The organism is Cryobacterium sp. 10S3, from assembly GCF_034344045.1.
In the GTDB taxonomy this organism is placed as follows: domain Bacteria; phylum Actinomycetota; class Actinomycetes; order Actinomycetales; family Microbacteriaceae; genus Cryobacterium; species Cryobacterium glucosi.
Genome location: NZ_CP133773.1, coordinates 2,833,603 through 2,858,426, shown reverse-complemented (window position 1 = coordinate 2,858,426; position 24,824 = coordinate 2,833,603). Strand labels below are relative to the sequence as shown.

The following is a 24,824-nucleotide window of genomic DNA, read 5'->3' as shown; positions in this document are numbered from 1 at the left end:
TCAGGTCGACTTGGGTTCATCAAGACGTGCCGACGGACTCCGTGCTGCGCCAGCCATCTCCACGATCGACTCCGCAGCAGGGTCGGTCCGAACGCGCGAACCGCAACCGTGCCATCATGGACGCGACCGGGTCAGTAACCGTCGCGTCAAACGTGGGACTAATGCCCTCTCGGCACTTCTCCTGCGGTAGCGGCGTGAGGCTTGCGGCGTGAGGAGAGGCATGGATGCCCAGCAGGGTGCCCTTCGCGGGCGCGTGGCGGTCGTCACGGGTTCCACTCGCGGCCTTGGTTTCCCTGTGGCCCGGTTGCTGGGCCAACAGGGTGCAACCGTCGGACGCTGCCGAGTTTCGCAGCCTGACGAAGGTGGCCCTGGTGACCCGCGGCGTTCATAGCGTACTGACCGGACGACTACGCCGCCGCAATCGCATGCCCCTGGACGTCCGCGTCCTGGATGCGAACGGCCAAGAACGAACGATCGGGCCCGATGCAATCACGCGATGAGTCTGCGGTCAACCGCATCGCATCCTGACGGAAGGGTAGACGGTCCTGGCGTAAACATGGCTGCTCGGCCCCGCATTGGGGCAAGCGGCTGCTCGTCGCATGCGGGTAGCGTCAGGCCTCGGGGGTACGGGTGCCAATGTCTGACGATGTGGGTGGGCGCGTTGACTTTGCGGGCATTCAGGCGCTGTCCTCGCGCGGAGCTGGCTATTCGGTGGCGGCGAAATGCCTGCAGGTCCAGGCTGACGCTGAGGCTCTCGATCCTTCCCTGCGGTCCTCCGACGGAGTGACGCTTCACGCGGATGCCCGGTCCTGGTACGTGGGCGCTCTCGGCGAGATCGAGGTCGGCTTGCTTCTTGCTGCGCTAGGTCCGAAGTGGTTTGTGCGGCATGCGGTGCCGATCGGTGCCGGCACCAAGGATGTGGATCACCTCGTCATCGGGCCAGGGGGAGTGTTCGCGATCAACACGAAACACCACGCCGGCGCATCCATTTGGGTGGGCGACTTCGTGCTTCGAGTCAACAACGTCAACACCCGCCATGTGAAGCAGGCGCAGAGTGACGCGATGGATGTGGGCCGACGGTTGACGACAAAAGTCGGGTTCCCCGTGCCGGTCATTTCCGTCTTGGCCATTCTCGGTGCGAGGTCGATCAATGACAAGCGCACCCCCGCCGCGGGCCTGGTCGCTGTTGTGGATGCGAAGAACCTTGTCTCCTGGCTCGTGGCCCGGCCTCAGCAATTGAGCGACAGCGAATTGGCCTTGATCGAGTTCGCAGCCGAAGAGCCGGAAACCTGGCACGTGGACCCGCGCGCGGCCGACACCCTGCGGGTGATGCCACGATTCGAGCGACTCGTTCTTCAGGTCGGGACGCTCAGCGTTGCCGCTCAGGTCCCCTCCCAAGCCAAGACCGCGGCGACTCGAACAACCACTCGACCCACGACCGGTGCTCCCAACCGCGCTCTGAATCGCACTCCCGCCCGCAGTCGCGCGACTCCGCCCCGCTCCCCGGCACGACGTAAGCGTCGAGAGCGTGTGACACTGGGTGACCTCGTCAAGCTGTGGCTCGCCTGCGGACTCATCATCACAGCGATGTCGGTGCTCCAAGGCATCGCGAACCAGCCGTGCACTTCACCGGCCGGTTGCGTGCTGCCGTCGCTGCTCATGGCGTTCGCGCCGCTCCTGAATCTTGGAGTGGTGGCCGCGCTCGGTGCGGCTCTGGTCGGCACAGTTCTCTGGGCAATCCGCCGGCTCACGCAATAGATGAACGCGATGAGTGCCACCCGGCCACAACGGCTGGATTGATGTAACGCTGCGCCTACCCGGAGCGTCTATTGAGTCTGGAGTCCAACGGAATGCATAACCGCTCGCCCAAGGACGACGTCCTCGTCGGAGGGTTGGACGACTGGGCATACGCGGCGTGGGTCTATGGCAGCACGCGGTTGAGCGGTCTGGAGGATCCTGGTCTGAGACGCACGCTGACGGTGCCGCTTCTGGCGAAAGCCCAAGCGCGGATGCTGGCCGAAGGCGTCACGGATGCTGCTCTGCCCGCTGCCGAGCTACCCGATGATCTCCGTCCCCATCTCCCCTTCAACGACGCACAAATCCGCGACGCGCTGCCCGATTCGGACGGCTTCGGCTGGCGCGATCTGCGACTGGGTGGCTCTCTTCAATGACGCCCCGGACAAATGCAGCTGACCTACGCGGCTTCGGTCGAGAATGCTCTCGACGCAGCGAACGAGGTGACGCATGACCAGTCCGGAACGTGGTGAATGGCCGGCGAGCGACCGTGGGTACCGGCGCTCCGAAGTGTCGGCGCTCGTGGGGCATGGTGACGCCATCTGGGAGCGCGCCACCAGGGACGTCCTCCGGTGGCGGGTGAAAACAGCGAGCGGGTTTGCGGTCGACTCGACCGGACCGGTGTCACAGGGGGACCATGTCATCGTCACCGCACGTGTGCTCACTGTGACCGTTGTCGAGCCCGTGGAGGTCGTTGAGGTCGTCAAGGAGTCCGACCGGGTCGGCTTTGCATACCGAACCCTGCCTGGGCACCCGGTCAGTGGTGAAGAGGCGTTCATCGTGCACCGACGTGGCGACGAGGTGCGTCTCACCGTGCGCTCGCTCACGCGACCTGCGCCACAGCAGCCTTGGCGAGCCCTCTACCCACTATTGCTCATCGCCCAGCGGATCGCGCGTAGACGCTACCTGCGGTCACTTCGCTGAGCTACTGGCGCGGGCTGGTTCTGAGCATGAGCCGGGTTTCCTCTCTGGCCGGAGTCGTCCTTTGAGGCGCTTCACTGCGCTCGGAACGTCCTGCACGTCGCAGAATCCGCGTGTACGAAATTAAAATGATAGTTTTGATTTAAATACCTAAATGTTTGGAGTCAACATGCTCTCTGCCCAGTCTCTGCCCCTGATCGAAGCGACGTTGCCCCTCGTAGGCGAGCGCATGCCCGAAATCGCCAGGAATTTCTACGGCCGCATGCTCACCGCCCACCCCGAGCTCTTCGACGGCCTGTTCAGCCGCTCGAATCAGAAGAACGGCTCCCAGCAGCAGGCACTCGCCGGCAGCATCGCAGTGTTCGCGACGCACCTGGTTCAGAATCCCGAGACCACTCCCGAGGCCATGCTCTCCCGCATCGCGCACAAGCACGTCTCCCTCGACATCCGGCCCGAGCAGTACGACATTGTCTACAAATACCTCTTCGAAGCCATCGCCGACGAGCTCAGCGACGTCATCACAACGGAGATCGCCGGTGCCTGGACCGAGGTCTACTGGCTGATGGCCCACGCCCTGATCAAGATGGAGAGCGGACTTTACTCCGGCCTCGCAAGCGACAAGCCCCTCGCGCCCTGGGTCGTCGTGAAGAAGGAAACGGCCGGTACCGACGCCGTCACGTTCACCCTCGAACCGGCCGATGACACCCCGGTCTCGCCCGCATTGCCCGGCCAGTACGTGAGCGTCACCGTGCGGATGCCCGACGGCATCCATCAGGTGCGGCAATACTCCTTGTCAGCCGGCACGGCCACGACCCGCGTCTTCACCACCAAGCTAGATGCGAACGGCGAGGTCTCCCCAGCCCTGCACCGCGACGTGCAGGTCGGCGACACGCTGATCCTCTCTGTGCCCTGCGGGGACATCACCCTGGACCGCGGCGACGGCCCGCTCGTCCTGGCCTCGGCTGGTATCGGCTGCACGCCAAGCGCGTCCATCCTGCGCTCGCTGGTGGACGGTGCCTCGAAGCGCGAAGTGCTCGTCCTGCACGCCGAAAGCAACCTGGAACGCTGGGCGCTGCGCGACCAGATGAGCGAGGACATCGCCCTGCTCGAGGCCGCCGAGCTGGAGCTGTGGCTGGAAATCCCGAGCGCCGGTCACCACGAGGGTTTCATGTCTCTCGAGAATGTGACCATTCCCGACAACGCCTCGGTCTACCTGTGCGGGCCGCTCCCGTTTATGCGCAGCCTGCGCTCGCAGGCGCTGGCTGCAGGGGTCCCTGCCAATCGCATCCACTACGAGATCTTCGGACCCGACCTCTGGCTCGCGGGCGTCTGAGCGCTACCGGGCAAAACCGATGCGAGGATGATCGCATGACCAAGGACTTCGTATCGCGTCGACCAGACGTTGTAGCGGTCGAGCTTGTCGGCGGATCTGAGAAGCGCGAGCTGGAACTCGTTGCCTATGACGACAGCTGGCCCGTTATCTTCCTTGCCCACCAGAATCGTCTGCGGAAGGCGCTCGGAACGACGGAAGTCGAGGTTGAACACATCGGATCGACCTCGGTACCCGGGCTGGCGGCCAAGCCGATTATCGACATCCTGGTCACGGTCGGCGATATCACGGTGGAGGAGGACTATCTCGGACCTCTCTTATCCGTGGGATACGAGTTGCGCGTTCGTGAGCCCGGCCATCGCCTGGTGCGAACCTCGGCACGCGATGTGCACATCCACATCCTGCAAAGAGGCGATTCGGCTATCGATAGGTACCTCCTCTTCCGCAACCGTCTTCGTGCGGATGCTGACGACCGGTCCCTATATGAAGCGACCAAGAGCGCGTTGTTGGGTGAGGGTTTCGACGACATGAATGCATACGCCGAAGCCAAGACCGACGTCATCGCGGCGATCATTGCGCGTGCACTTGCGTCCGGAACCTAGCCTCACCAGAATGTCGCAGGGAAGCTGCCGTCCTGTGGATCCGACGGCCCGTTGTCATACGGGACCGCAGGGAGGGACTTCTAGCGTGCGCGCATGCTGTTGTTGCGGGGGTCGTGGGTGAGTTCGGCGAGTCCGAGCGCTTCGAGCAACGGCGGAAGATACATGCCGAATCGCCCGCGGTATCCGTTCCGGAGCCCGTACCAGCCGCCGAGCGGGTTGGACTCGGACCGGCCCCACGCCTCGACACTCCCCTCAGCCGGGACTTTCTTCTCGTCCGCGGCACCCAGCGGTACCCAATCACCATGCTCCGTGAGCCAGGTGTGCAGGTCCTCAACGGCTCGGGCGTCGTAGCTGAGCTTTGTTGATCCGACCTGGCAGACCAGGCTCGGTGGTGTGCTCGACTCGTCGCGGTACATCGTGTACTGGCTCGTACCCGGCGGGGTGGACAGAATCCACGGTTCGTCTTTGCTTCCAGTGGTCATGAGCTACGTATATCACGCACCCCGCAGCTTGGGAATGCCGGGGGTCAGGTCGTGGACGCCGTGTAGATCCGCTCGATGGAGGTGGCCAGCATTGCGTTGAAGGCTGCGTCCGATTGCTGGACGGTAAGGCCCTCGAGCAGCGCCCGGCTGAAACTGGCGCTCAAACCGTGGTTCTCGGCCAGCAATCGGCAGGCCTCACTTTGGCTGTAGCCACCGGAGAGTGCTACCACCCGCAATACCAGCGGATGCTCGATCAGGTCGGTGTAGAAGTCGGGTACCGTCGGGATCGACAGCTTGACGATCACAGGCTGGTCGGTGGGGAGCCGGTCGAGGGCCGCCAACACGTCGGCTTTGAGCAGGTTTTCGGCTTCGGCCTTGTCAGGGGCATGTATGTCGACTTCGGGTTCCAAGATCGGCACCAGGCCATGGGAAAGAACCTGCGCGGCGACGGCAAACTGTTGGTCGACGATCGCCTGGATTCCGGCGGGGTTGGCTGACTTGATCACGGAACGCATCTTCGTGCCGAACATCGTGCGTTCAACGGCACGGGTGAGGAGGGGTTCCAGCTTGGTGAGGGGCCTCATCAACTGGACGCCGTCCTCCTCAGCGGCCAGGCCCTGATCGACCTTGACGATTGGCACGATACCTCGGGCGGTGAGGTACTCACCCGTCAACTGGCCGTCAATGGTGCGGTCCATGGTCTGCTCGAAGAGGATCGTCGCGAGGATGCGGTCGGAGGTGAAGCTTGCGGCCGTCATTACACGGGCACGCATCTGATGCATCAGGTCGAACATCTGCTCATCGCTGCCGTACGAGGCCGGGTCGATGCCATAGAGCTTCAGAGCGCCACTCGTGCTGCCGCCGCTTTGGTCAAGTGCTGCGACGAAGCCGACTCCGGTGTTCATCCTTGCTGCTTGTTCGGTATTCAAAGTCCCTCCAAAAAGGTCGTGGACTCGAGTCCAGTTTAGCGAGCGGTGATCGTCGCCCGAGCGGTTCACCGCGCCGATTTCCGGCTGTCGGCCCAGGCCTCGTGCCGGCACCGGGTGATTCTCGAAGCTGAGCCAGCGTCATCGGATGGACTGACTCGATTGGTGCCCGGGGACGTTACCTGCGTGGTGCCTTGGGCTATGCCACCGGCGCCCGCACCAGCTTCGCCAAGGCGGCCGGTCTGGTGCAGAACTCACGAACCCGGCCGCACCCACTTCCGTCGCACCGGAACCCCACGTGGCGGCTGCGGCTCCCCGAATGCCCGGCGTCGCAGCGTCAGGAACTCGCGCACGGAATTGTCGGCAGACGGCCTTTAGCTGCCGTTGTACTCGTCATCGGTGATGTGCTCAAGCCAGGTGGTGGTTTTGGCCGGGTCGTCGCCCGACTGAACCATGGCGATGTGCTCCATGAAGACGCCGGGGGCTGCCGCGTGCCAGTGCTGTTCGCCTGGCGGGGTGTAGAGCGTCTGGCCGGGGTGGACCTCGATGATCGAGCCGTCTCGCGCTCCGAAACGGGCGACGCCCTGCGTGACGCGGACGTACTGGCCCAGTTCGTGGGAGTGCCAGGCGGTGCGGGCTCCTGGAGCGAACCGCACCGTCACGACGACCATGCGCTGGTCGGCCTCGTGGGGCAGTGCGATCGGGTCGAGCCAGACTTCACCGGCGAACTGGGCGGCCGGGTTGAGCGTGGTCGGTACTGCAGGTTCGATGATCATGATGTTCCTTACTCGTCCTTGGAGAAATACTGCTTGGCGACGCCCATTGCGGCCATGCCCCGGGGCCAGCCGGCGTAGAGCGTGACGTGCGTGATGGCTTCGATGAGTTCGATCTGGGTTACGCCGTTCTTGACGGCGTGATCGAGGTGGAAGGTCAACTGGTCGGTGTTCCCGCCGGCCGTGAGTACGGCCACGGTGATCAGGCTGCGGTCGCGGGCGGAGAGTTCGGGGCGGTTCCAGACGTCGGCGAAGAGGACGTCGTCGGTGAGTTCGGCGAGTTTCGGAGCGAAGTCGCCGAACAGGTTCCGGCCTCCTCCGACCTGCGTGCGTTGGCTGGTCATGGTGTTCCTTTCAGGGGTGGTCGATGGTGCGGGGAGCGGCAGGAGTGTGTCGTTCAGAAGGCGATCATGACCTTGAGGGCTTCGCGGTCGTCCATGGCACGGTACGCCTCGGGGACGGCGTCGAGGGTGACGGTACGGTCGAAGACCCTTCCGGGGTTGACGGTGCCGTCGAGGATCGCCGGCATCAGCCGTTCGATGTAGGCCCGCACAGGAGCCGGGCCGCCGGTCAGGGTGATATTGGCGCCGAAGAGGCTGCCGAACCCGATCGGTGCGTCCTCATACTGGGGAACGCCGACGCGGCTGATGACTCCGCCGGGCCGGACGATGCGGTAGGCCTGTTCGTAGGCGGGCAGATGCCCGACCGCTTCGAGCACCTTCCGGACGCCGTGACCGCCGGTGAGTTCGCGGACCTTGTTGATGCCTTCGTCGCCGCGTTCTGCGACGACGTCGGTTGCGCCGAATTCCCGCCCGAGGTCGGTGCGCGCCTGGTGGCGCCCCATCAGGATGATGCGCTCGGCGCCGAGCTGCTTGGCTGAGAGGACCGCCATCAGGCCGACCGCTCCGTCACCGATGACCGCGACAGTGTCTCCGGCGGTGACACCGGCGCGGCTGGCTGCGTGCCACCCGGTGCCGTAGACGTCGGACAGGGTCAGCAGCGAGGTGAGCAGCGGGGACTTCTCGTCGATGCCGGGGACTTTCACGAGGGTCCCATCGGCGAAGGGGACCCGGATGCCTTCGGCCTGGGCGCCGCCTATGCCGGGCATGTCCCAGAATCCGCCGTGGATGCAGGAGGTGTAGAGGCCTTCGCGGCAGAATTCGCACGTTCCGTCGGAGAAGGCGAACGGAGAGATGACAAGGTCGCCGGGCGCGAGGGTGCGGACGTCGGATCCGACTTCCTCGACGACGCCGATGAATTCGTGCCCCATGGACACCCCACCCGGGGTGCTCGGCATGCTGTGGAACGGGTGCAGGTCGGAACCGCACACGCAGGCCCGAACGATTCGGACGACGGCGTCGGTGGTGTCGTGCACGACGGGGTCGGGGGCGTCGACGAGACGAACGTCGCCAGCACCGAACATGTATATCGCTTTCATTGCTATCTCCAGATGTGTTGCTGTCGATTGGTCGAATGGTTGAGAAATTGTGGGAAATGGTTGCTAGAGGCGGACGGGGAAAGCGGTGCGACGTCCGTAGACGGTGAGCAGGAGCGCGGTGAGGCCGAACACGATCATCACGACGGTGAGGACGAGGCCGTCGAAGACTGTCAGTAGGGCGGCGCCGAGAATGCCGGCGGTGAAGATGGCGAGGTTGAACGCCACCGGCAGGAACGAGTTGGCGATATCCGAGTCGTTGCCTCCCGTTGTGGTGAGAGCGGCTTGGACCTGGGCGGATACCCCGCCGAACGCGATTCCCCACAGAACAGTCGCGACGACGATCGCCGCGGTCGAGGTGTGCCCGATGAGGAGGACAACACCGGCCATGATGAACAGCGCCGCGCTGCCGTGCAGCAGCGGTCTCGGATAGCGGTCCAGCAGCGCCCCGGTGATGACGATGCCGCCGATCGAGGCGACTCCGAAGATGAAAAGCTGAACGTCGACGGTGAGGCTGCTGCTGGTCGCCCTGAGGTACGGGGAGAGATAGGTGTAGATCGTGTTGTGCGCCAACATCCAGGTGAAGATGACGGACAGAATGATGGCGATGCCGGGGATTCGGAACACCCGGACCAAGGGCAGTCGTGAGCTTCCCGGCTGTCCGTGGACGTCGGGGGCGATCGCGGCGATGAGCGCACCGGCGATGATGGCCACTGCGGTGAGGCCGCCAAATGCCCACCTCCAGTCGAATGTCGTTCCAAGCCAGGATCCGAGGGGTGTACCGAGGGCGAATCCGACCGGTGCCCCGCCGGAGACGATCGCCAGGGACAGCCCTGCGCGGGACGGCGGGCTGATCTTTCGACCGTAGGCCGCGAGCATCCCCCAGATGATTCCCGAGAATGCCCCCGCAGCGAACCGTGACAGCAGGGACAGAGCCACGTCGCTGGAGAGTGCGGTGACGCTGTTCGCGAGGATGAGACCGAGGATCGTTCCGAGGAGCAGGGGCTTTCGGCGCATTCCCCGGGTCAGGGTGATGGCCGGGATCGTGATGATGACCGTGCCGAGGGCGTATGCGCTCACAAACAGCCCGACGGTGCCTTCGCTGGTCCCCATGCCGGCGGCGATGACCGGAAGCAGGCCGGCCGGCATGGTCTCCATCGCCACGAGAACGAAGCCGATGACCGCCAAGGCAACCAGGGTTGCCAGAGGCAAACGCTTCATCGTCTCGACAGCGGCCGGTGGTGGCACCGTGATGGTCGTGTTCAAGATTCTCCTCACCGCCGACTGTTGCATGCGTTACTGCCCACGGGTGCGCAACGGTCCAAACCGGGCCCGCCGTGAACAGCCGGTTGTTGCATATGCCTCAGTCAACGCGCTGTGCACCCCGGGAGGGAGTCTCTGTCGAGGGGTGTACCAGCAGGGCACCCCGCGCCCAGTGCCGGAGACGTAGTCTCGTCGACATGGACAATCACTCCGAGGTACGCGAATTCCTCATGTCCCGCCGCGCGAAAATTGCTCCGGAACAGGTGGGCCTTCCCGCCGGAGCAAACCGGCGGGTGGCGGGGCTCCGTCGCACCGAGGTGGCAACGCTCGCCGGCGTCAGTGTCGAGTACTACGCCAAGCTCGAACGTGGCGCGATCGGAGGGGCGTCCTCCTCCGTTCTCGACGCCCTTGCCCGCGCACTCAACCTCGACGACACGGAACGGACCCACCTCTTCGACCTCGCCCGCGCAGCAGACGGCGTCCCATTGTCCGGACGTCCGCGCAGGCGCGCCACAAAGAACGCCGTGAGCAGGCCCAGTCTTCACTGGGTACTCAGCACGATCACCGACGGCGTGGCATTCGTGCGCGACCAGCACCAGGATCTTCTCGCCACAAACGAACTCGGACGTGCCTTCTACTCGCCACTGATCGGCGACGGTGGGCGCACACCGAACCTGGCCCGGTTCCAATTCCTCGACCCCGCATCACGCGACTTCTATCCGGACTGGGATCTCTTCGCCGGAATGTGCGTCGCAATCATGCGTGCCGAAGCAGGGCGCGACCCCAACGACAAAGGCCTCCAGGACCTCGTCGGCGAACTATCCACCCGCAGCGACACATTCCGCCAGCTCTGGGGGGCCCACGACGTCCGCACCCACGGCTCCGGCACAAAACGCTTCAATCACCCCGTCGTCGGCGAGCTCACTCTTGCCTATGAAGAGCTCATCATCACCGCCGACCCAGGATTCGTTCTTATGATCTACACCGCGGAACCCGGCTCACCCAGCGCAGAGCGTCTGCGACTCCTGGCCAGCTGGGCAGCCCCGCGAATCGAAGCGGCCGAACCCCGGTAAGGGCTTCGCTTCAGTGAGGCGATGTTGCCTGCTGTTCATTCACCGATCAGGTGCCGACGAACGAAGGGACTACTGGGCGGGACGCCTCGACCCGTAGAAGCCGGACTTGATATCGTCGACAAGGCCGGGGTGCGTCGGTGTCCAGCCGAGCAGGTCCTGCGTCCTGGCGCTCGAGGTGGGAACGTCCAGGCCGAAGAACATGCCGATCCAGCCGAAGTGCGCGGCGGCATCTTCCGGGGGAATCGACACCAGTGGGATGCCTCGAGCGTCGCCGATTGCGGCGGCAATCTCGAGCGACGAGATGCCCTCTTCGCCGACGGCGTGCACGCGGGATCCGGCAGGCGCCTTCGCGAGTGCGAGTGCCACCATCCTCGCTGCATCCAGACGATTCACGGCAGGCCAGCGGCTGGAACCGTCACCGACATAGCCGGAGACACCCTTTTCGCCGGCGATCCCTGAGATCACCTGCATGAATCCGTGGTCGCCCTCACCGTGGACTGTCGGGGAGAAACGGAGGGCGACGGAGCGGATTCCGCGGTCGGCATAGGAAAGCGCGAGCGCCTCTGCGCCCCCGCGCGGCGCCTCAGGCCCGCTGAACGGAACCGCGTCGTCCTCGCTTGCGAGCCTGCCAGGCGCGAGCCCCGCAACACCAGACGCGAACAGGAACGGGCGATCCGAGCCGGCGAGGGTGTCCCCGAACATCTCGATGGTGGCTCGCTCGGTCGCGCCGGCACCCGCCATGTCGGAAAAGTCGTGCTTGTATGCCAGATGGATGACGCCATCCGCTGCTGCCGCCGCCTCGCGCATGCTGTCGAGATCGTCGAGATTCCCGCGATGGGGAGTGACGCCGGCGGCCTGCAGTTTCGCGAACGACTCGTCGTTTCGCGCCAGGCCGACGACCTCGTGTCCGGCAGCGATGATTTCCTGGGATACGGCAGAGCCGATCCAGCCGGAAGCGCCGGTGATGAAAATACGCATGAGTGACTTCTCCTTCGAGACGCGCGCCCGGTCGGTTGCCAGGCATCGGCTACTGATGTCAGTTGCTGACGTCAGAGTAGCACGTAATGTCAGCGACCGACATCAACTCGAAAGATCGTAGACTGCCTCTCATGGGACGCTGGCTACCGGATGCGCACGGTCGGCTCGCGCGCGCCGCACTGGAGCTCTACTCGGAGCGCGGCTTCGAGCAGACGACGGCCCTTGAGATCGCGGAACGAGCGGGTGTTACCGAGCGCACGTTCTTCCGTTACTTCGCCGACAAACGGGAGGTGCTCTTCCAGGGATCCCAGGAACTCCAGCGCATCATCCTCGCGACCATTGCCGAGACGCCCGAAGATGTGCGACCGGTCGACGTGGTCATTGCGGCCATGAACAAGGTCGGCGGACTGGTCTTCGACCGTGCACACTCCATTCGGCGGGCCGCGATCATCTCGGCCAATCCCGCACTCCAGGAGCGCGAACTGCTGAAATTTTCGACCCTGAGCGCATCCGTCGCGGGGGCGCTGCGCGAGCGCGGGGTTGCGGAGCCGTCGGCGACCCTTGCCGCCGAGACGGGTGTGACCGTGTTCAAGATCGGCTTCGAGAGATGGATCACGGGTACGCCTTCCGAGGACTGGGCTGAGTGCATCCGTGACACCGTCTGCCAGCTTCGTGAGGTCACACCCAGCATCATCGTTGGCTAGACCTGAACGCGGAGTAGCTTGAGAGCATGACCGAACAACAGCCCTATGCGGTCGTGGGCAATAACGATGGTTTCGAGTTGCGTCGCTACCCGGAGCATCTCGTCGCCGAGGTCATCACGACAGGGCCATTCGAAGATGCCGGCAATCGTGCATTCCGATACCTGTTCGCCTATATCAGCGGCGAGAATTCCGTTCGTCAGAAGGTCGCGATGACCGCGCCTGTCGTGCAGGCCGAGGCGTCGACGAAGATCGCGATGACCGCTCCTGTCGTTCAGGAGGCCGTCGGCGGAAAGCCAGGTGATCCTGGCGAGAAGGGGGCGTTCCGCGTTGCCTTCGTGCTCCCCACGGGCCTCACGATCGAGACGGCTCCACAACCGACCAGCCCGCAGGTGCGGCTGAGGAGCATTCCGGGGAGTCTCACCGCTGCGGTGAGGTATCGCGGCCGGTGGGACGAGGCCGGGTATGCGCGCCATCTGGAGTTGCTCCGGGGTGCGATAGCCGCCTCTGGATTCACGGCGTGGGGAGAGCCCCGTTTCGCCCGTTTCGATCCACCGTTCATGCCCTCGTTCCTGCGTCGTAACGAGGTCCTGCTCGATATCGTGCCCACCGAGGCAGAGACTCGGCCGTAACCTCGTCAGCCAGGTCGAGGGCGCCCTGGCCGACTTGACGCACAGGCGCTGATGGGAATCGAAGAGCCGCAGCCGGAACGCCGGCCCATCCCTGCTAACCCCTGACGGGATCTCTGCCAACCCCTTAGCCGACAACCGCTTCCGGTGCTTTACTGACATGAGTATTTCTCAGAGGAGGCGCATGATGGAAGCTCCAACGTACCTGGGTACCGATATCGCAGGGCTGATGCACGCCGCGCGCGCGGAAGCGCGACGCATTGTGGAAGCCAACAAGGGCGACATGATCAGTGATCACAAAGCCATCCTGGATCGGCTGGAAGCCGCAGAGCTGATCACCGATGACGAGGTGCAGACGCTCCTTGGGCTCTACAAGCTCGGGTTCGAGGCCGGAGAGGGGAAGGCGGACCCCCAACGCGCCTTCTTCGAGTCGCGGGAGATCTACGGCAAGCTGGCGGCTGGCGGCAAGGCCAGCCCCGTCGCGCTGGTGGTGGCGTCGGCCGCCGTCGGGTCGTTCGAGATCTCAGTGAGTCCCGAAGGATCGACGACGGTCTCGATCGCCCGGGTGAGCTACGGCTCGAGCCTCGCGGGGATTGGAGCCGGCATCGGATCACTCCTCGGGGGTCCTGCCGGAGGGGTGCTCGGTGGCGCGATCGGCGGCCTGCTGGGCGGAATAGTGGACGACAAGAAGGGCAAGAAATAATTCGTGCCTCCGGGCGGGCCAGTGCATGATGCATGCACCGGCCCCACCAATGGCTACTCGGTCACGAGTACGGCTTCCCGCTTGTCGGGCTGGGAATCGGGGCGCTCGTCGAGTGCATGGCCTTCCATGTCAAGATTCGGGAGGAGGCGATCGAGCCACTTCGGCAGCCACCACGCGGCCTTGCCGAGCAGGGACATCAGTGCGGGCATCAGGATGAGGCGCACGATGAAGGCGTCAGCCATCACTCCGACCACGAGCCCGAAGGCGATGGATGCGGCGATCGGGAAGGTGCTCGTCGCAAAGCCCGCGAAGACGACGGTCATGATGGTTGCCGCAGCCACCAGGACCGGGCCCGAACGGGAGAAGCCTTCGATGATCGCCTGCTTCGGCGACATTCCCGTGTTGTGCATCTCCTGGATCCGGGACACCAGGAAGACCTGGTAATCCATGGCGAGCCCGAAGAGCACGCCGACGAGCAGGATCGGCAGGATGCTCATCATCGGGTCGCCCTGGGGCGCCGGGATCAGGGGATCGAGCCAGCCCCACTGGAAGACGGCGACGCTCGCGCCGAAGGAGGCGCCGACGGAGAGCAGGTAGCCGAGGGTGGCGATGAGCGGGATGAGCAGCGACCGGAACATGACGATCAAGAGCACCAGGGAGATGACGACGATGACAATGAGATACCGGATCAGCGCGTCCTGGAGGGCCTGGTCCTGGTCGATGCCGATCGCGGTCTCTCCGGTCACCTCGAGGTGGACTCCGGGCACAGAGTCGGCGTCAGTGCGGATCTGCTGGACGAGGTCCTTCGTCTGCTGATCGATGGGGCCTTTTGCGGGGATCACGGTCAGGAGTGCGACGTGTCCGTCGGCGCTGATCGGGCCGGGAACGGCCATCTGGACACCGGGAAGGCTGGCGAGTGCGTCCTGGACGGATGCGGTCTGGGCGGTGATATCGCCGTCGGCTTCGGCGAGCACGACGAGCGGGCTTTGCACCCCGCCGAATTCGTCGATGATGAGGTTGTACGCGGTCCGCTGCGTCGAGGTCGGGTCGGCGCCGCCGGGGATGCTGAATGCGGTCTTCATGCTGAGGATGGGGGCGGCGACAATGACAAGCACGACAACGCCGGCGAGCAGCGACCGGACCGGATGGGCGACGACGAACGTCCCCCAGCGCCGGAGGAACCCCTTCCGAGTGGGGGACTGCGCGTCCGTCGAACCATCGGATGGCGTCCCGAAGGCGTTCGAGCGGCGGGTGCGTTCCTTCTTCGGCAGAACCCGGCGTCCGAGGGTGCGCATCAGGACCGGGAGGAGGGTCAAGGCCATCAGCACGGAGACGAGGATGGCGAAGGCGGCGGCGATGCCCATCTCCGTGATGAACCTGATGTTCGCGACGAGGAGGCCGACCAGGGCGATGATGACGGTGAGGCCGGCGAACACCACAGAGCCTCCGGCGGTTCCCGTTGCCCGGGCGACGGAGTCTTCGACGTTCCTGCCGCTACGGAGCTCGGCGCGGAACCGGGTCAGGATGAACAGGCTGTAGTCGATCCCGACGGCGAGGCCGAGCATGGGCGCGAGGATGATGGTCGTGTCGCCGATCGGGGTCAGCGCCCCATAGGCGAGAACGCCCACGAGGCCGACGCCGACGCCGAAGACGGCGATCAGGAGGTTCACCCCGGCCGCGAGGAGCGACCCGAAGGTGAGGATCAGGACGAGGAAGGCGACGATCACTCCGACGCCCTCACCGATGCCCGCGGGCGGGGCGCCGAGCGGGACCAGGTTTCCGCCGACCTCGACCCGGAGGCCGTCAGGGGCATCCGCTTGCACGCTGAGGGCTGCCTCGTAGGAGGCTTTCTGCTGGTCGGCGGATAGGTCGCCGAAGCTGAGCGTCGCAACGGCGGTGCTCCCGTCCTGGGAGATGTACGGCTTCTGCGCGTCGAAAGGGTCGCTGACGGACGCGATGTCCGGGATGGTCGCGGCATCGGCCAGGACGCCGGCGATCTGAGCGGTGGCGGCGGCACCCGTGACGGCGGCCCCCGTGTCGGACTGGAAGACGAGCTGCAATGAGGAGGGCGTGCTGGTGCCCAGGTCGGGGAATTCCTGGCTCATCCGCTCCAGCGCCTGGGAGGACTGCGTGCTCGGAATCGACGTGGAGGCCGTTCCGGGGGAGCCCTGGCCGCTCGCAACGACCAGGGTGCCGATGAGGCCGACGAAGATCAGCAGCCAGGCGCCGACCACCACCAGTCTGTGCCGGGCGCTGAAGCGCCCGATGAGGGAAAGAAACGTGGCCATGATGCTCCTAGGACTCGCGAAGAGAGGCGTCCGGGCATTCGCGGTCGGCCGGTTGGGCCAGGCGGATGCTGCCGTGCGGCAGGGACATTTCCTATCGTTCCCGCGGGGCGGCTCGGCCACCTCGTCCAGGCGAATCGGCCGGTCTACTGCGTGCGCAGTAGACCGGGTGTGGGAGTGAGCCGGCTACGCGGAGAGCCCGGCGCGGTAGGCGAAGGTGACGAGCTGGGCGCGGTCACGGGCGCCGAGCTTCATCATCGCCCGGTTGGCGTGGGTCTTGACCGTGTATGGCGAGACGAACATGTCGGATGCGATCTGGGCGTTGTCGCGCCCCGTTGCGATGGCGATGACGACGTCTCGTTCGCGGGGTGTGAGCACGGAGAAGCGATCGACCATGGCCGCGTCGACAGCCGGGCGGTGTTCCTCGGCGACGTGGTGGATGAGCGCCGCGGTCGCGGCGGCGGACAAAGCGCCGCCACCGGAGGCGACGTCGACGATCCCGGCCACAAGTTCGGTCGGTCCGATGCCCTTGCTGAGAAAGCCGTTCGCGCCGGCCCGGAGTGCTGCGAAGACGTTCTCGTCGTTTTCGAACGTGGTCAGGATGATGATGCGCAGTTCTTCGGGCGGAAAGTCGAGGCGCAGGCGCCGGGTGGCTTCGACGCCATCGATTCCGGGCATGCGGATGTCCATCAGAACCACGTCGACGGACAGCCCGACGATCTGCTGGAGCGCTTCGAAACCGTCGGCGGCATCCGCCACGACGTCGATGTCCGGCTCCGGGGCGAGGATGGCGCGCAGCCCGACCCGGATCATCTCCTGGTCGTCCACGATCATGACCCGGATCATCGGATCCTGCCTCCGTCGACCCGGAGGGTCGCGGTGACGTGGAAGAGGTCATCACGGTCCTCGACCACGAGTTTGCCGCCGGCCGATGCGGCGCGTTCCCGCATTCCGACGAGACCGTAACCGCGGCGCGGGGCCAGGTCTGCCCCCGTCCGTGTCCGCGCAGGGGAGGCGATCTTCGCGGTGCGCACGGTCTTCGGATTGGAGACCGTGATCGTGAGGACGGCGCCGGACAGGGTCGTACTCAGCGTGACCGGTCCCGAACCGTGGCGCTGGGAATTCGTCAAGGCCTCCTGCACAATCCGGAATGCAGCGGTGCTCACTTCGGGATCGAGCGCGGCGGGTGCCTGGGTGAGGTCGGCCCGGACATCGACCCCGGCGTTCCGGCAGGATTCGATGAGATCGGGTATCCCGGAGAAGTCCGGCGCCGGCCGCAAGCCGACGCCGGAGTCGCGGCCCTCGGTGGTGTCGGAGCGCAGCACGTGCAGAATGCGCTGGGTCTCGAGCAGGACGGATTGGACACTCGTGCGCGCCGAGTGCAGGGATTCGCGGGCGACGGCGGCGTCGCTCGGCAGGTTCACTTCGGCGACGCCCAGGTGAATTCCGAGGACGGCCACCTCGTGCCCGATCACGTCGTGCAGGTCGCGGGCGATCCGGAGGCGTTCCTCGGTGACGCGGCCATTCGCCTCGGTGTCCCGCGCGGCGAGAGCGTCGAGCGTGCGCTGTTCCAGCTCGTTTCGATAGCGGTCGTGGCTGCGCACCGCGCTTCCCGCGGCGGCGGCCATGAAGCCGAACGCGAATGCGGTGAAGGCGGTCGGGCTGCCGAAACCGATTCCGTTGTACATCACGGCGGCGAAATACAGGGTCGGTCCCACGAGCAGGCCGACCCATACGCCCGGAAGTGCGCGCAGGGTGACGGAGAAGGCGGTGAACACGGCAATGTTCCAGGTGATCAGCGGATCCCAGGCGACCGTGGCCGCGAGCAGCGGCGTGAGGGTGACGATCACGATGCCGGTCCAGGGATACCGTCGGGAGACGAGGACGCCGAGGAGAGAGACGGTCAGGGGCAGATATCCGAAGAGGCTCGTGCCGTTGGCCAGGGGGACACTGAATTCGGTCGCCGCGGCAACGAGTGTGACCGCGACCGCGGCCAGGTCGAGTGTTCGCGGATTGCGGTACCAGCGGGGTCGATAGGCGGCGAGTTCTCTGGGGGAGGCCGACATCGTCACCTGTCGATCCTCCCACTCGAGGACGCGCGACGGCCGGTGTGGATCTACTGCGTTCGCAGTAGATCCACACCGGCCGCATGACACACCGGGATTCTGGCTGTCCCGGGCTACTTGACCGAACCGCGGGTGACCCCGCTCACGACCCACTTCTGGGCGATCACGTACACGACCAGGAGCGGTGCGAGGGCCATCAGATACGAGGCGAAGGCCACGGGGTAGTTCGTGTTGAACTGGCCCTGGAAGATGAACTGCGCGAGCGGGAGTGTCTGCGCCGAGGGGTCGGACAGCACCACCAGCGGCAACAGAAAGTCGTTCCACGCCCAGACGCAGGTGAGGATGCCCACGGTCGCGTTCATGGGGGAGAGCAACGGGAAGATCACCTTCCAGAACACCGTCCAGGTGCTCGCCCCGTCGAGGCGGGCGGCTTCCTCCAGCTCGACCGGAATGGAGCTGATGTACGCGACGAAGATGAAGATGTTGAACGACAGCCCGTAGACCGTGTACAGCAGGATCAGGCCAACGGGAGTGTCGATGCCGAGCACCGCTGTCTCCTTGACCACCGGCAGCATGATGATCGGGAACGGCACGAAGATCGCGGCGAGGAAGTAGAAGTACAGCCCCTTGAAGAACTTCTTGTGCATGTTGCGTGCGATCGCGTAGGCCACGAGCGAATTGGTGAGCAGGGTGAGGAAGACCGCACCGACCGTGATCAGGGCCGTGTTGAGCAGGGCGCGCGGGAAGTTCGTGAGTTCGTAGGCATCCGCGAAGTTCTCCCAACGGATGCTCGTAGGCAGTTCGAACCCGGTGCCGCCCAGTTGGTCCGGCGTCTTGAGGGCGGTGACGACGGTGAAGTACAGCGGGATGAGTACGGTGAGCGAGCACACTGCGATGAGTGCGGTCAGCCACCAGTTGGTGCCGCCGTTGCCGCCGTCGATGCGTCGGCGGGTGCGCGGTTTCGCGATGCCGGCATCCTGCAGGTTCGGCGTCGGCGACGCGGTCGGGGTGGTCAGGGTATCGGTCATGAGAAGCTCGCCTCCCGGCGCTGCAGGAAGCGCAGCTGGACGAATGAAACAATGATGATGACGAAGAGGTAGATGACGGCGTTGGCCATCTGGTACCCGTACTCTCCGCCCTGGAAGCCGCCTCGGAAGATGACCAGGGCGATGGATTCGGTGGACGTGCCCGGACCGCCCGCGGTGAGCGCGACGATCTGGTCGAAGACCTGCAGGAACGACTTGAACGACAGCACCATGTTGATGGTGAAGTATGCGCCGATGAGCGGGAACGTAATCGATCGGAACCGGCGCCACCCGGATGCGCCGTCGATGGACGCAGCCTCGTACAGGTCTGCGGAGATGGTCTGCAGGCCGGCCAGATACAGGATGACGTTGAACGCCGCTGCCTGCCACACCGTTGTGATCACGATGCCGACCCAGGCGAAGTCCGGGCTGGCCAGCAGGTTCGTGGCCAGGCCTGGCATCCCCATGGCCGTGAAGATCGCCGGGAAGGAGTTCGCGAAGAGGTAGTTGAAGACGTATCCGATGATCAGGATGGCCAGCACGTATGGGATGAAGAAGACCCCGCGGAAGGCCGCCTGGAATTTGATCTTCGAGTTCAGTCCGAGGGCGATGGCCAGGGCGATCACGTTGACCAAAATCGTGGAGACGATCGCGAATCCGAAGGTGAACCCGTAGGAATTGAGCACGCGGTCGTCCTGGAACAGGTTGACGTAGTTGGACAGCCCGACGAAGTCCCAGGTGCCGTAGCCGGCGTAGTTGGTCAGGCTGAAGAACATTCCAGAGAGCACCGGGACGGTGTGCAGGCCGAAGAAGATCACAACGGCCGGCACCACCATCCAGTAGAAGGTGCGCGGGGTGCGGGCGAACGACGACCGGGCGGATGCCGGTGCCGATACTGCAGGTTCCGGCCGGTGTTTCTTGATCCGGACTGATGTTGTCGACGTCATCGTCATTTCCCCTGTCTCTGAGTAGTCGTGCGGGCCGCGACCTTGCTCCACTCGGAGTCCAGGTCGCTCAGGAAGGTTCCGGAATCGCCGCTGATCACGAGCGATTGCAGGAGGTTCACGAGCGGCACCGCGGCGGGAATCTGATGATCGATGAAGCCGACGATCTTCCCGGCGGTGAAATAGGGCTCGAGTCCGGCCAGGGCCGTGTCCGTGTTGGGGGTGGCGTTCGCCAACGGCGAGAACGTGCTCTGAGCCTCGGAATATCCGGTGACGACCGCGGGAGACATGAGGTAATCGACGAACTTCTGCGCTTCGGCAGGATGCGCGGTGTCCCGGCCGATGGCGATCCCGACATCGACACCGGAGACTACGACGCGGGCGTCGGCGTCATCGGTGACCGGGTAGGGGAACGACCCGATGCTCGCCTGGGGATTGTTGGCACGAATGGCAGGAATTGCGTACGAGCCCTGAAGGTACATCGCGGATTCGCCATCCGCGAAGGCCTTGTTGCCTGCGTTGTAGTCGCGGCTCGCGAAGTTGTCCTGGCAATAGCTGAACAGGGTGACTTCCTTCTGGGCCGCGGTGGCGAAGTCCTTCTGGAACGAGACTGTGCCCGAGGAAACGTTGGAGCCTTCGGCACGGAGGGCGTCGAAGAATCCGTTCGGCATCAGCGTTCCGCCGAGGTTGACGAACGCGGGGGCGGCGGTCCACGCGTCTTTCAGGGTGCAGAAGAAGGGCGAGACGCCGTTGGCTTTGAACTTCTCGGCTGCCGCAACAAGCTCTGTCCACGTGGTGGGTACGGTGACGCCGTTCTCGGCGAAGATGGTCGGGTTGTACAGGATGCCGGAGGCGTTGCTGGCGAAGGGGAGTGCGTTCACTTCCTTCCCGCCGTCGGCGGCGCAGGTTCCGAGCGCCTGGACGATGTTCTGTACGGCGGGGTTGACCGTCGCTGCCACGGGGGTGGCGGCCAGGTCGGCGAAGATGCACGCCCGGGCGAGTTCGCCGTAGTTGCCGTTGGCATTGAGGGTCAACACGTCGGGCACCTTGTCCTTCACGAGCAGGGTGCGGATGGCGGTGTCCGGGTCTGGCACGGAGTTCTGGATGACCCGGATTCCCGGGTTCTCCGCCTCGAAGTCGTCAATGATCGACGCGAACTCCGTGACGGCTTCCGGCTTGAACTGGAAGAAGTTCAGCGTGACGATGCCGGTATCGGGTGCGGAGCATCCGGAGAGTCCGACGAGAGTCGCGGCTGCGACGACCACGGCGGTTGCCGTGAACCGTCTGCGATGCCGGAGCCCGGTGCGGTTGGTGTTTCTCATTGCGCCTCCTTGCGCTTGGTTCCGCCTCAGGCGGAAGTGATCTCGATGATGACGAGGTGTTCAGGAAAGAGGACCGGTCCTTGCACGCCGATGGTGCGCAGGGCCCGTCCCGTGAGGGTCAGCGGCTGGTGGGACCAGGACAGGGGCGACTGGCCGGCGTCCGGGCCGGTGGATGATTCGACGAGCATTCGGACCTGATAGCGGGACTCGTCGTCGAGACCGGCGAACCGGAGCGGACCGACCGGGTAGAAGGAGCTCGCGCGCACCTGGGTGAAGACGAACAGTGCGGTGCGCTGATCGGAGGACACCGCTCCCCGGAGGTCGACGGCCGGATCCGGGTGGTCGACGTGGACGGCGGTGCCGGTGTGGAACAGGTGGCGACGAGACTTGTACAAGTCGATCCAGACGGCCAGCTCAGCGGACTCCGATTCGGTGAGGGTGGTGATGTCCCACTCGATGCCCAGGTGGCCGAGGACGGCCACGCCGGCCCGGAGCGAGAGATCGTGCCGGCGCCCCGTGGAGTGTGACACCGGGCCGCCGATGTGGGCGCCCATCAGTTCATAGGGCACCAGGAGGCCCGTGTACTTCTGGATCGTCAGTCGTTCGATCGGATCGATGCAGTCACTCGTCCAGATGCGATCGGTATGGTCGAGAATGCCGAGATCGACGCGGGCTCCGCCTGAGGCGCAGCTCTCGATCTCCAACCCGGGATGACGCGCCTTCAGTTCGTCGAGCAGGTCGTAGAGGGCGACGACGTTCTCGTGCACCGCGGCCCGGCCGGTGCGGGTGCTTCCCGCGTCGACGAGGTCCCGGTTGTGATCCCACTTCAGGTACCGAATCGGGTATTCGGACAGGAGGGCATCGAGCCGCTCGAGAATGTAGCCGTACGCATCCGGGTGCGACAGATCGAGGACCTGTTGTTGACGCCCCTCAACCGGGAAACGGCCCCCGGGCTGCAGGATCCATTCCGGGTGGGCTCGCGCGAGTTCGGAATCGGGATTGACCATCTCCGGCTCCACCCACAGCCCGAACTGCATGCCGAGTCCTGTCACTCGTTCGATGAGCGGGGAGAGTCCATCGGGCCAGACGTCGTCGTCGACGTACCAGTCACCCAGTCCGCTCGTGTCGTCGCGACGACCGCGGAACCAGCCATCGTCGAGCACGTACCGTTCCACGCCGACCCGGGCGGCGGCATCCGCGAGCCCGAGCAGGCGATCGAGGTCATGGTCGAAGTAGACGGCCTCCCAGGTATTGAGGGTGACCGGACGTGGTATGGCTGGATGCGTAGGGCGGGCGCGGAGCCGCGAGTGGATGCGCCCACTCAGTTCGTTGAGGCCGTGGCCCCAGGAGGCGATGACCGTGGGAGTGGTGTAGCTCTGTCCTGGACCCAGCTGAATTTCACCGGGCGCGAGGAGCTCGCCGGCCTGGAGGAAGACCGACCCGGTGACGAGTTTTTCGGCGGCAAGCCGGTGGTTGCCGCTCCATGCGAGATGGACCGCGTGCACCAACCCGGCTTCAAACCCGAAGCCGGGGGCTCCTGCGCACAGCAGCAGAGTGGCATCGGCACCCGGCCTCCCCTTTCGGCTTTCACGTTCGTGCCGTCCGATGGTGAACGAGTGCCGTTGCGGAGTGCGTTCCCGCAGGTGCCGGCCGCTCGTATCGAGGATTTCCGCGGCCGTGCCCGGCAGAGGCACGGTGAGGCAGAGGTCTTCGAGCTGGTAGTCGTCGAGGCCGGCGTTGGTCAGCGTGAGCACCTGGCTCAGTACACCCGCTGAGTCGATGTCCAACCCGAGACGAAGTGTCAGACCGGCATCGGCGTCGATCGCGAGCAGGACGAGCTCGGACGGGCCGCTCTCCATCCCCGTCACGCAGAAATTCGGAGAGAACGAGCGTCCATGCCGGCTACCGCGAAGACCAGGAGTGCCCTGCCAGCCCTCAGACTCCTGAGGCAGCACCGTCAGGCGCGCGGGCTCATCGAGGCCACCGGAGACCCGTTGCGGAAGGGAAGCCACGACGATCGCCTGGGCCTCGTCGGCGGAGAGGTCACCCTGGTCTTCGCCCCAGTGCACAACGGCAGGGAATCCGCCACCGTCGAAATCGAGGATGACGCTGGTACCGCCATTGCGGAGGTGAAGGACAGTGCTGTCGTGGTGCATGTGTTATTTCTATAGTGGAAATAACGTAGTGTCAAGATCGAGTTTCCGGCACAGTGGTTGGAGTCATTCGACATCAGGTCTCTGATTGGGGCCATTTGGGAGTGAAAATGCCGGTCATTATGATTCATAATGGAAATAACGAGCCGGTTGAGACGGCTGCATATTCTGAGCGGAGGGCGCGGTGACGACTGCGCATCGGAGTGACGCCCTCACTGGGCCCGCGCGGGACCTGGCACGGGAAGTACTCATTCATGGCCCCATCACGCGGAGTGAACTGGGCCGCAGGCTCGGGCTTTCGCCGGCCACGCTCACGCGCCTGAGTAAGCCTCTGTTGGATGAGGGGCTCCTGGTCGATGCTCCCGAAACGATCGAACGGTCGATCGGTCGTCCCGTACGGCCTCTCGATGTGAGTGTCGATTCCCAGCGTTTCATCGGCGTCAAGCTCACCGCCGGAGAGGTCTTCGCCGTGGCCACCGATCTCCGGGCAAACCTCGGAGCCGAATGCGTCATCGAGCTCAGCGGCCATGAGCCGTCCCAGGTCGTTGCGGACATCGTGCGGGCCACGGTGGAGGTCGGTGGAATGGACGGTGTGACGGCGATTGGCGTGACGGTCGGAGGCCAGGTGGGCCGGTCGCGCTGGGTGGAGCGGGCACCGTTCCTCGGTTGGAAGGGTGTCGATCTGGGTGGACTGCTCCACGACGCACTGGGCGTCCCGGTGGTCGTGGAAAACGACGTCGTTGCGCTCACGGCGGCCGAGCACTGGTTCGGGATCGCCAAGGGAATAGAAGACTTCGCAGTGCTGACCATCGGTGCGGGGGTCGGCTATGGGCTTGTCATTCACGACCGACCGGTTGTCAACAGTGACACCGGACTGGGCCTGGGCGGGCATTTTCCCCTCGATCCCACGGGCCCACTCTGTGCAGAGGGGCATCGCGGGTGTTCGACCGCCATGCTGTCGATTCCGAGCATGACGGCCAGCGCCCGTGTCGGGCTGGCACGCGATGTCGGCTACACCGAGCTCCTCGATCTGGCGGATGCGGGGGACCCGGTTGCCGCGCAGGTCGTCGGGTCAGCGGCCCGGTCGCTCGGTCGCCTGATTGCGGCGACTGCCAATCTCGCCATGGTTCAAACCATCGTGTTGTCCGGCGAGGGCGTCGGCCTCGCCGATCGGCAGCTGCCGCGCATCCTTGAGGCGTCGCGCGCCGATCGCGACCCGGACGCCGTACCGGTGCGCATCCTCGTCGACCGCTCCGGATTCACGGCCTGGGCGCGGGGAGCGGCGGCCGTCGCTATCCAGGCATCCTTCGCCTGAATCGGACCGGTTGATGCGGGGCTCGCGCTCTCGCGTCACCGCACACGCGCGAGCCCCTCGCCCGTCCCGAGAAGCGGGCGGTACGAAGGGCTCGCAACCCCGGA

At 65.1% G+C, this 24,824-nt stretch carries 24 protein-coding genes; 10 read left to right on the top strand and 14 right to left on the bottom strand.

Annotated features, from left to right (window positions below; all coding sequences use genetic code 11):
* Nucleotides 1-636 precede the first annotated feature (636 nt).
* From RHM57_RS13260 to RHM57_RS13240, 5 genes are all read left to right on the top strand, one after another.
* Nucleotides 637-1,758 (top strand): nuclease-related domain-containing protein, encoded by a 1,122-nt coding sequence (locus RHM57_RS13260; RefSeq protein ID WP_322140960.1) that lies wholly within the window; start codon nucleotides 637-639, stop codon nucleotides 1,756-1,758.
* Nucleotides 1,759-1,850: 92 nt separating this feature from the next.
* Nucleotides 1,851-2,171 (top strand): hypothetical protein, encoded by a 321-nt coding sequence (locus tag RHM57_RS13255; protein WP_134558829.1) that lies wholly within the window; start codon nucleotides 1,851-1,853, stop codon nucleotides 2,169-2,171.
* 73 nt (nucleotides 2,172-2,244) lie between these two features.
* A complete protein-coding gene (locus RHM57_RS13250; RefSeq protein ID WP_134561588.1) occupies nucleotides 2,245-2,718 on the top strand; it encodes a DUF1990 family protein in 474 nt (157 codons plus the stop codon).
* Nucleotides 2,719-2,884: 166 nt separating this feature from the next.
* Nucleotides 2,885-4,048: a globin domain-containing protein gene (locus RHM57_RS13245; RefSeq protein WP_134445781.1), complete on the top strand. Its 1,164-nt coding sequence runs from the start codon at nucleotides 2,885-2,887 to the stop codon at nucleotides 4,046-4,048.
* A 35-nt stretch (nucleotides 4,049-4,083) separates the two neighbouring features.
* Nucleotides 4,084-4,647 carry a GrpB family protein gene (locus RHM57_RS13240; protein ID WP_322135200.1) on the top strand — a complete coding sequence of 188 codons (564 nt, stop codon included), beginning with the start codon at nucleotides 4,084-4,086 and terminating at the stop codon, nucleotides 4,645-4,647.
* Nucleotides 4,648-4,727: 80 nt separating this feature from the next.
* Here RHM57_RS13240 and RHM57_RS13235 read toward each other — a convergent pair whose 3' ends face one another.
* The 6 genes from RHM57_RS13235 to RHM57_RS13210 form a co-directional block, all read right to left on the bottom strand.
* Nucleotides 4,728-5,129, bottom strand: coding sequence for a DUF6855 family protein (locus tag RHM57_RS13235; protein ID WP_134445779.1), 402 nt, complete (start codon nucleotides 5,127-5,129; stop codon nucleotides 4,728-4,730).
* A 44-nt stretch (nucleotides 5,130-5,173) separates the two neighbouring features.
* Entirely contained in the window at nucleotides 5,174-6,058 is an 885-nt protein-coding gene (locus RHM57_RS13230; protein WP_369125150.1) for a fructose bisphosphate aldolase, read from the bottom strand.
* Between the two features lie 371 nt (nucleotides 6,059-6,429).
* Entirely contained in the window at nucleotides 6,430-6,831 is a 402-nt protein-coding gene (locus RHM57_RS13225; protein ID WP_134445778.1) for a cupin domain-containing protein, read from the bottom strand.
* A gap of 8 nt (nucleotides 6,832-6,839) precedes the next feature.
* Nucleotides 6,840-7,172: a carboxymuconolactone decarboxylase family protein gene (locus RHM57_RS13220; RefSeq protein ID WP_322135202.1), complete on the bottom strand. Its 333-nt coding sequence runs from the start codon at nucleotides 7,170-7,172 to the stop codon at nucleotides 6,840-6,842.
* Between the two features lie 53 nt (nucleotides 7,173-7,225).
* The gene (locus RHM57_RS13215; RefSeq protein ID WP_134558825.1) at nucleotides 7,226-8,266 is read right to left on the bottom strand and encodes a zinc-binding dehydrogenase; all 1,041 of its coding nucleotides are present in this window, start codon (nucleotides 8,264-8,266) and stop codon (nucleotides 7,226-7,228) included.
* A 63-nt stretch (nucleotides 8,267-8,329) separates the two neighbouring features.
* The gene (locus RHM57_RS13210) at nucleotides 8,330-9,529 is read right to left on the bottom strand and encodes an MFS transporter (protein ID WP_322135203.1); all 1,200 of its coding nucleotides are present in this window, start codon (nucleotides 9,527-9,529) and stop codon (nucleotides 8,330-8,332) included.
* A 194-nt stretch (nucleotides 9,530-9,723) separates the two neighbouring features.
* On the opposite strand from RHM57_RS13210, the gene RHM57_RS13205 reads away from it, so the two are divergent.
* Nucleotides 9,724-10,599, top strand: a complete 876-nt coding sequence (locus RHM57_RS13205; protein WP_322135204.1) for a helix-turn-helix transcriptional regulator — start codon at nucleotides 9,724-9,726, stop codon at nucleotides 10,597-10,599.
* 69 nt (nucleotides 10,600-10,668) lie between these two features.
* Here the strand turns inward: RHM57_RS13205 and RHM57_RS13200 are convergent, their stop codons facing one another.
* Nucleotides 10,669-11,577, bottom strand: a complete 909-nt coding sequence (locus RHM57_RS13200) for an SDR family oxidoreductase (protein WP_322135205.1) — start codon at nucleotides 11,575-11,577, stop codon at nucleotides 10,669-10,671.
* 131 nt (nucleotides 11,578-11,708) lie between these two features.
* Between RHM57_RS13200 and RHM57_RS13195 the strand changes: the two genes are divergently transcribed.
* The 3 genes from RHM57_RS13195 (at nucleotide 11,709) to RHM57_RS13185 (ending at nucleotide 13,610) form a co-directional block, all read left to right on the top strand.
* Nucleotides 11,709-12,281, top strand: coding sequence for a TetR family transcriptional regulator (locus RHM57_RS13195; RefSeq protein ID WP_134445773.1), 573 nt, complete (start codon nucleotides 11,709-11,711; stop codon nucleotides 12,279-12,281).
* A gap of 26 nt (nucleotides 12,282-12,307) precedes the next feature.
* Entirely contained in the window at nucleotides 12,308-12,910 is a 603-nt protein-coding gene (locus tag RHM57_RS13190) for an SOUL family heme-binding protein (RefSeq protein WP_134445772.1), read from the top strand.
* A 181-nt stretch (nucleotides 12,911-13,091) separates the two neighbouring features.
* Nucleotides 13,092-13,610, top strand: coding sequence for a hypothetical protein (locus RHM57_RS13185; RefSeq protein WP_134558821.1), 519 nt, complete (start codon nucleotides 13,092-13,094; stop codon nucleotides 13,608-13,610).
* A 53-nt stretch (nucleotides 13,611-13,663) separates the two neighbouring features.
* Here RHM57_RS13185 and RHM57_RS13180 read toward each other — a convergent pair whose 3' ends face one another.
* The 7 genes from RHM57_RS13180 to RHM57_RS13150 form a co-directional block, all read right to left on the bottom strand.
* Entirely contained in the window at nucleotides 13,664-15,898 is a 2,235-nt protein-coding gene (locus RHM57_RS13180; RefSeq protein ID WP_322140959.1) for an MMPL family transporter, read from the bottom strand.
* A 183-nt stretch (nucleotides 15,899-16,081) separates the two neighbouring features.
* Nucleotides 16,082-16,741, bottom strand: a complete 660-nt coding sequence (locus RHM57_RS13175; RefSeq protein WP_134445770.1) for a response regulator transcription factor — start codon at nucleotides 16,739-16,741, stop codon at nucleotides 16,082-16,084.
* Nucleotides 16,738-17,961: a sensor histidine kinase gene (locus RHM57_RS13170; RefSeq protein ID WP_134445787.1), complete on the bottom strand. Its 1,224-nt coding sequence runs from the start codon at nucleotides 17,959-17,961 to the stop codon at nucleotides 16,738-16,740. The genes RHM57_RS13175 and RHM57_RS13170 overlap by 4 nt, the downstream gene beginning before the upstream one ends.
* Before the next feature lie 113 nt (nucleotides 17,962-18,074).
* Nucleotides 18,075-18,989, bottom strand: a complete 915-nt coding sequence (locus tag RHM57_RS13165) for a carbohydrate ABC transporter permease (protein ID WP_322135209.1) — start codon at nucleotides 18,987-18,989, stop codon at nucleotides 18,075-18,077.
* Nucleotides 18,986-19,939, bottom strand: a complete 954-nt coding sequence (locus RHM57_RS13160) for a carbohydrate ABC transporter permease (RefSeq protein WP_416172955.1) — start codon at nucleotides 19,937-19,939, stop codon at nucleotides 18,986-18,988. Before RHM57_RS13160 ends, RHM57_RS13165 begins: the two co-directional genes overlap by 4 nt.
* Nucleotides 19,936-21,252 carry an ABC transporter substrate-binding protein gene (locus tag RHM57_RS13155; protein WP_322135211.1) on the bottom strand — a complete coding sequence of 439 codons (1,317 nt, stop codon included), beginning with the start codon at nucleotides 21,250-21,252 and terminating at the stop codon, nucleotides 19,936-19,938. Before RHM57_RS13155 ends, RHM57_RS13160 begins: the two co-directional genes overlap by 4 nt.
* Nucleotides 21,253-21,278: 26 nt before the next feature.
* On the bottom strand, nucleotides 21,279-23,408 hold the full coding sequence (locus RHM57_RS13150) for an alpha-galactosidase (RefSeq protein WP_322188294.1): 2,130 nt from the start codon (nucleotides 23,406-23,408) through the stop codon (nucleotides 21,279-21,281).
* A 406-nt stretch (nucleotides 23,409-23,814) separates the two neighbouring features.
* Between RHM57_RS13150 and RHM57_RS13145 the strand changes: the two genes are divergently transcribed.
* Nucleotides 23,815-24,720 (top strand): ROK family protein, encoded by a 906-nt coding sequence (locus RHM57_RS13145; RefSeq protein ID WP_241975320.1) that lies wholly within the window; start codon nucleotides 23,815-23,817, stop codon nucleotides 24,718-24,720.
* Nucleotides 24,721-24,824 lie beyond the last annotated feature (104 nt).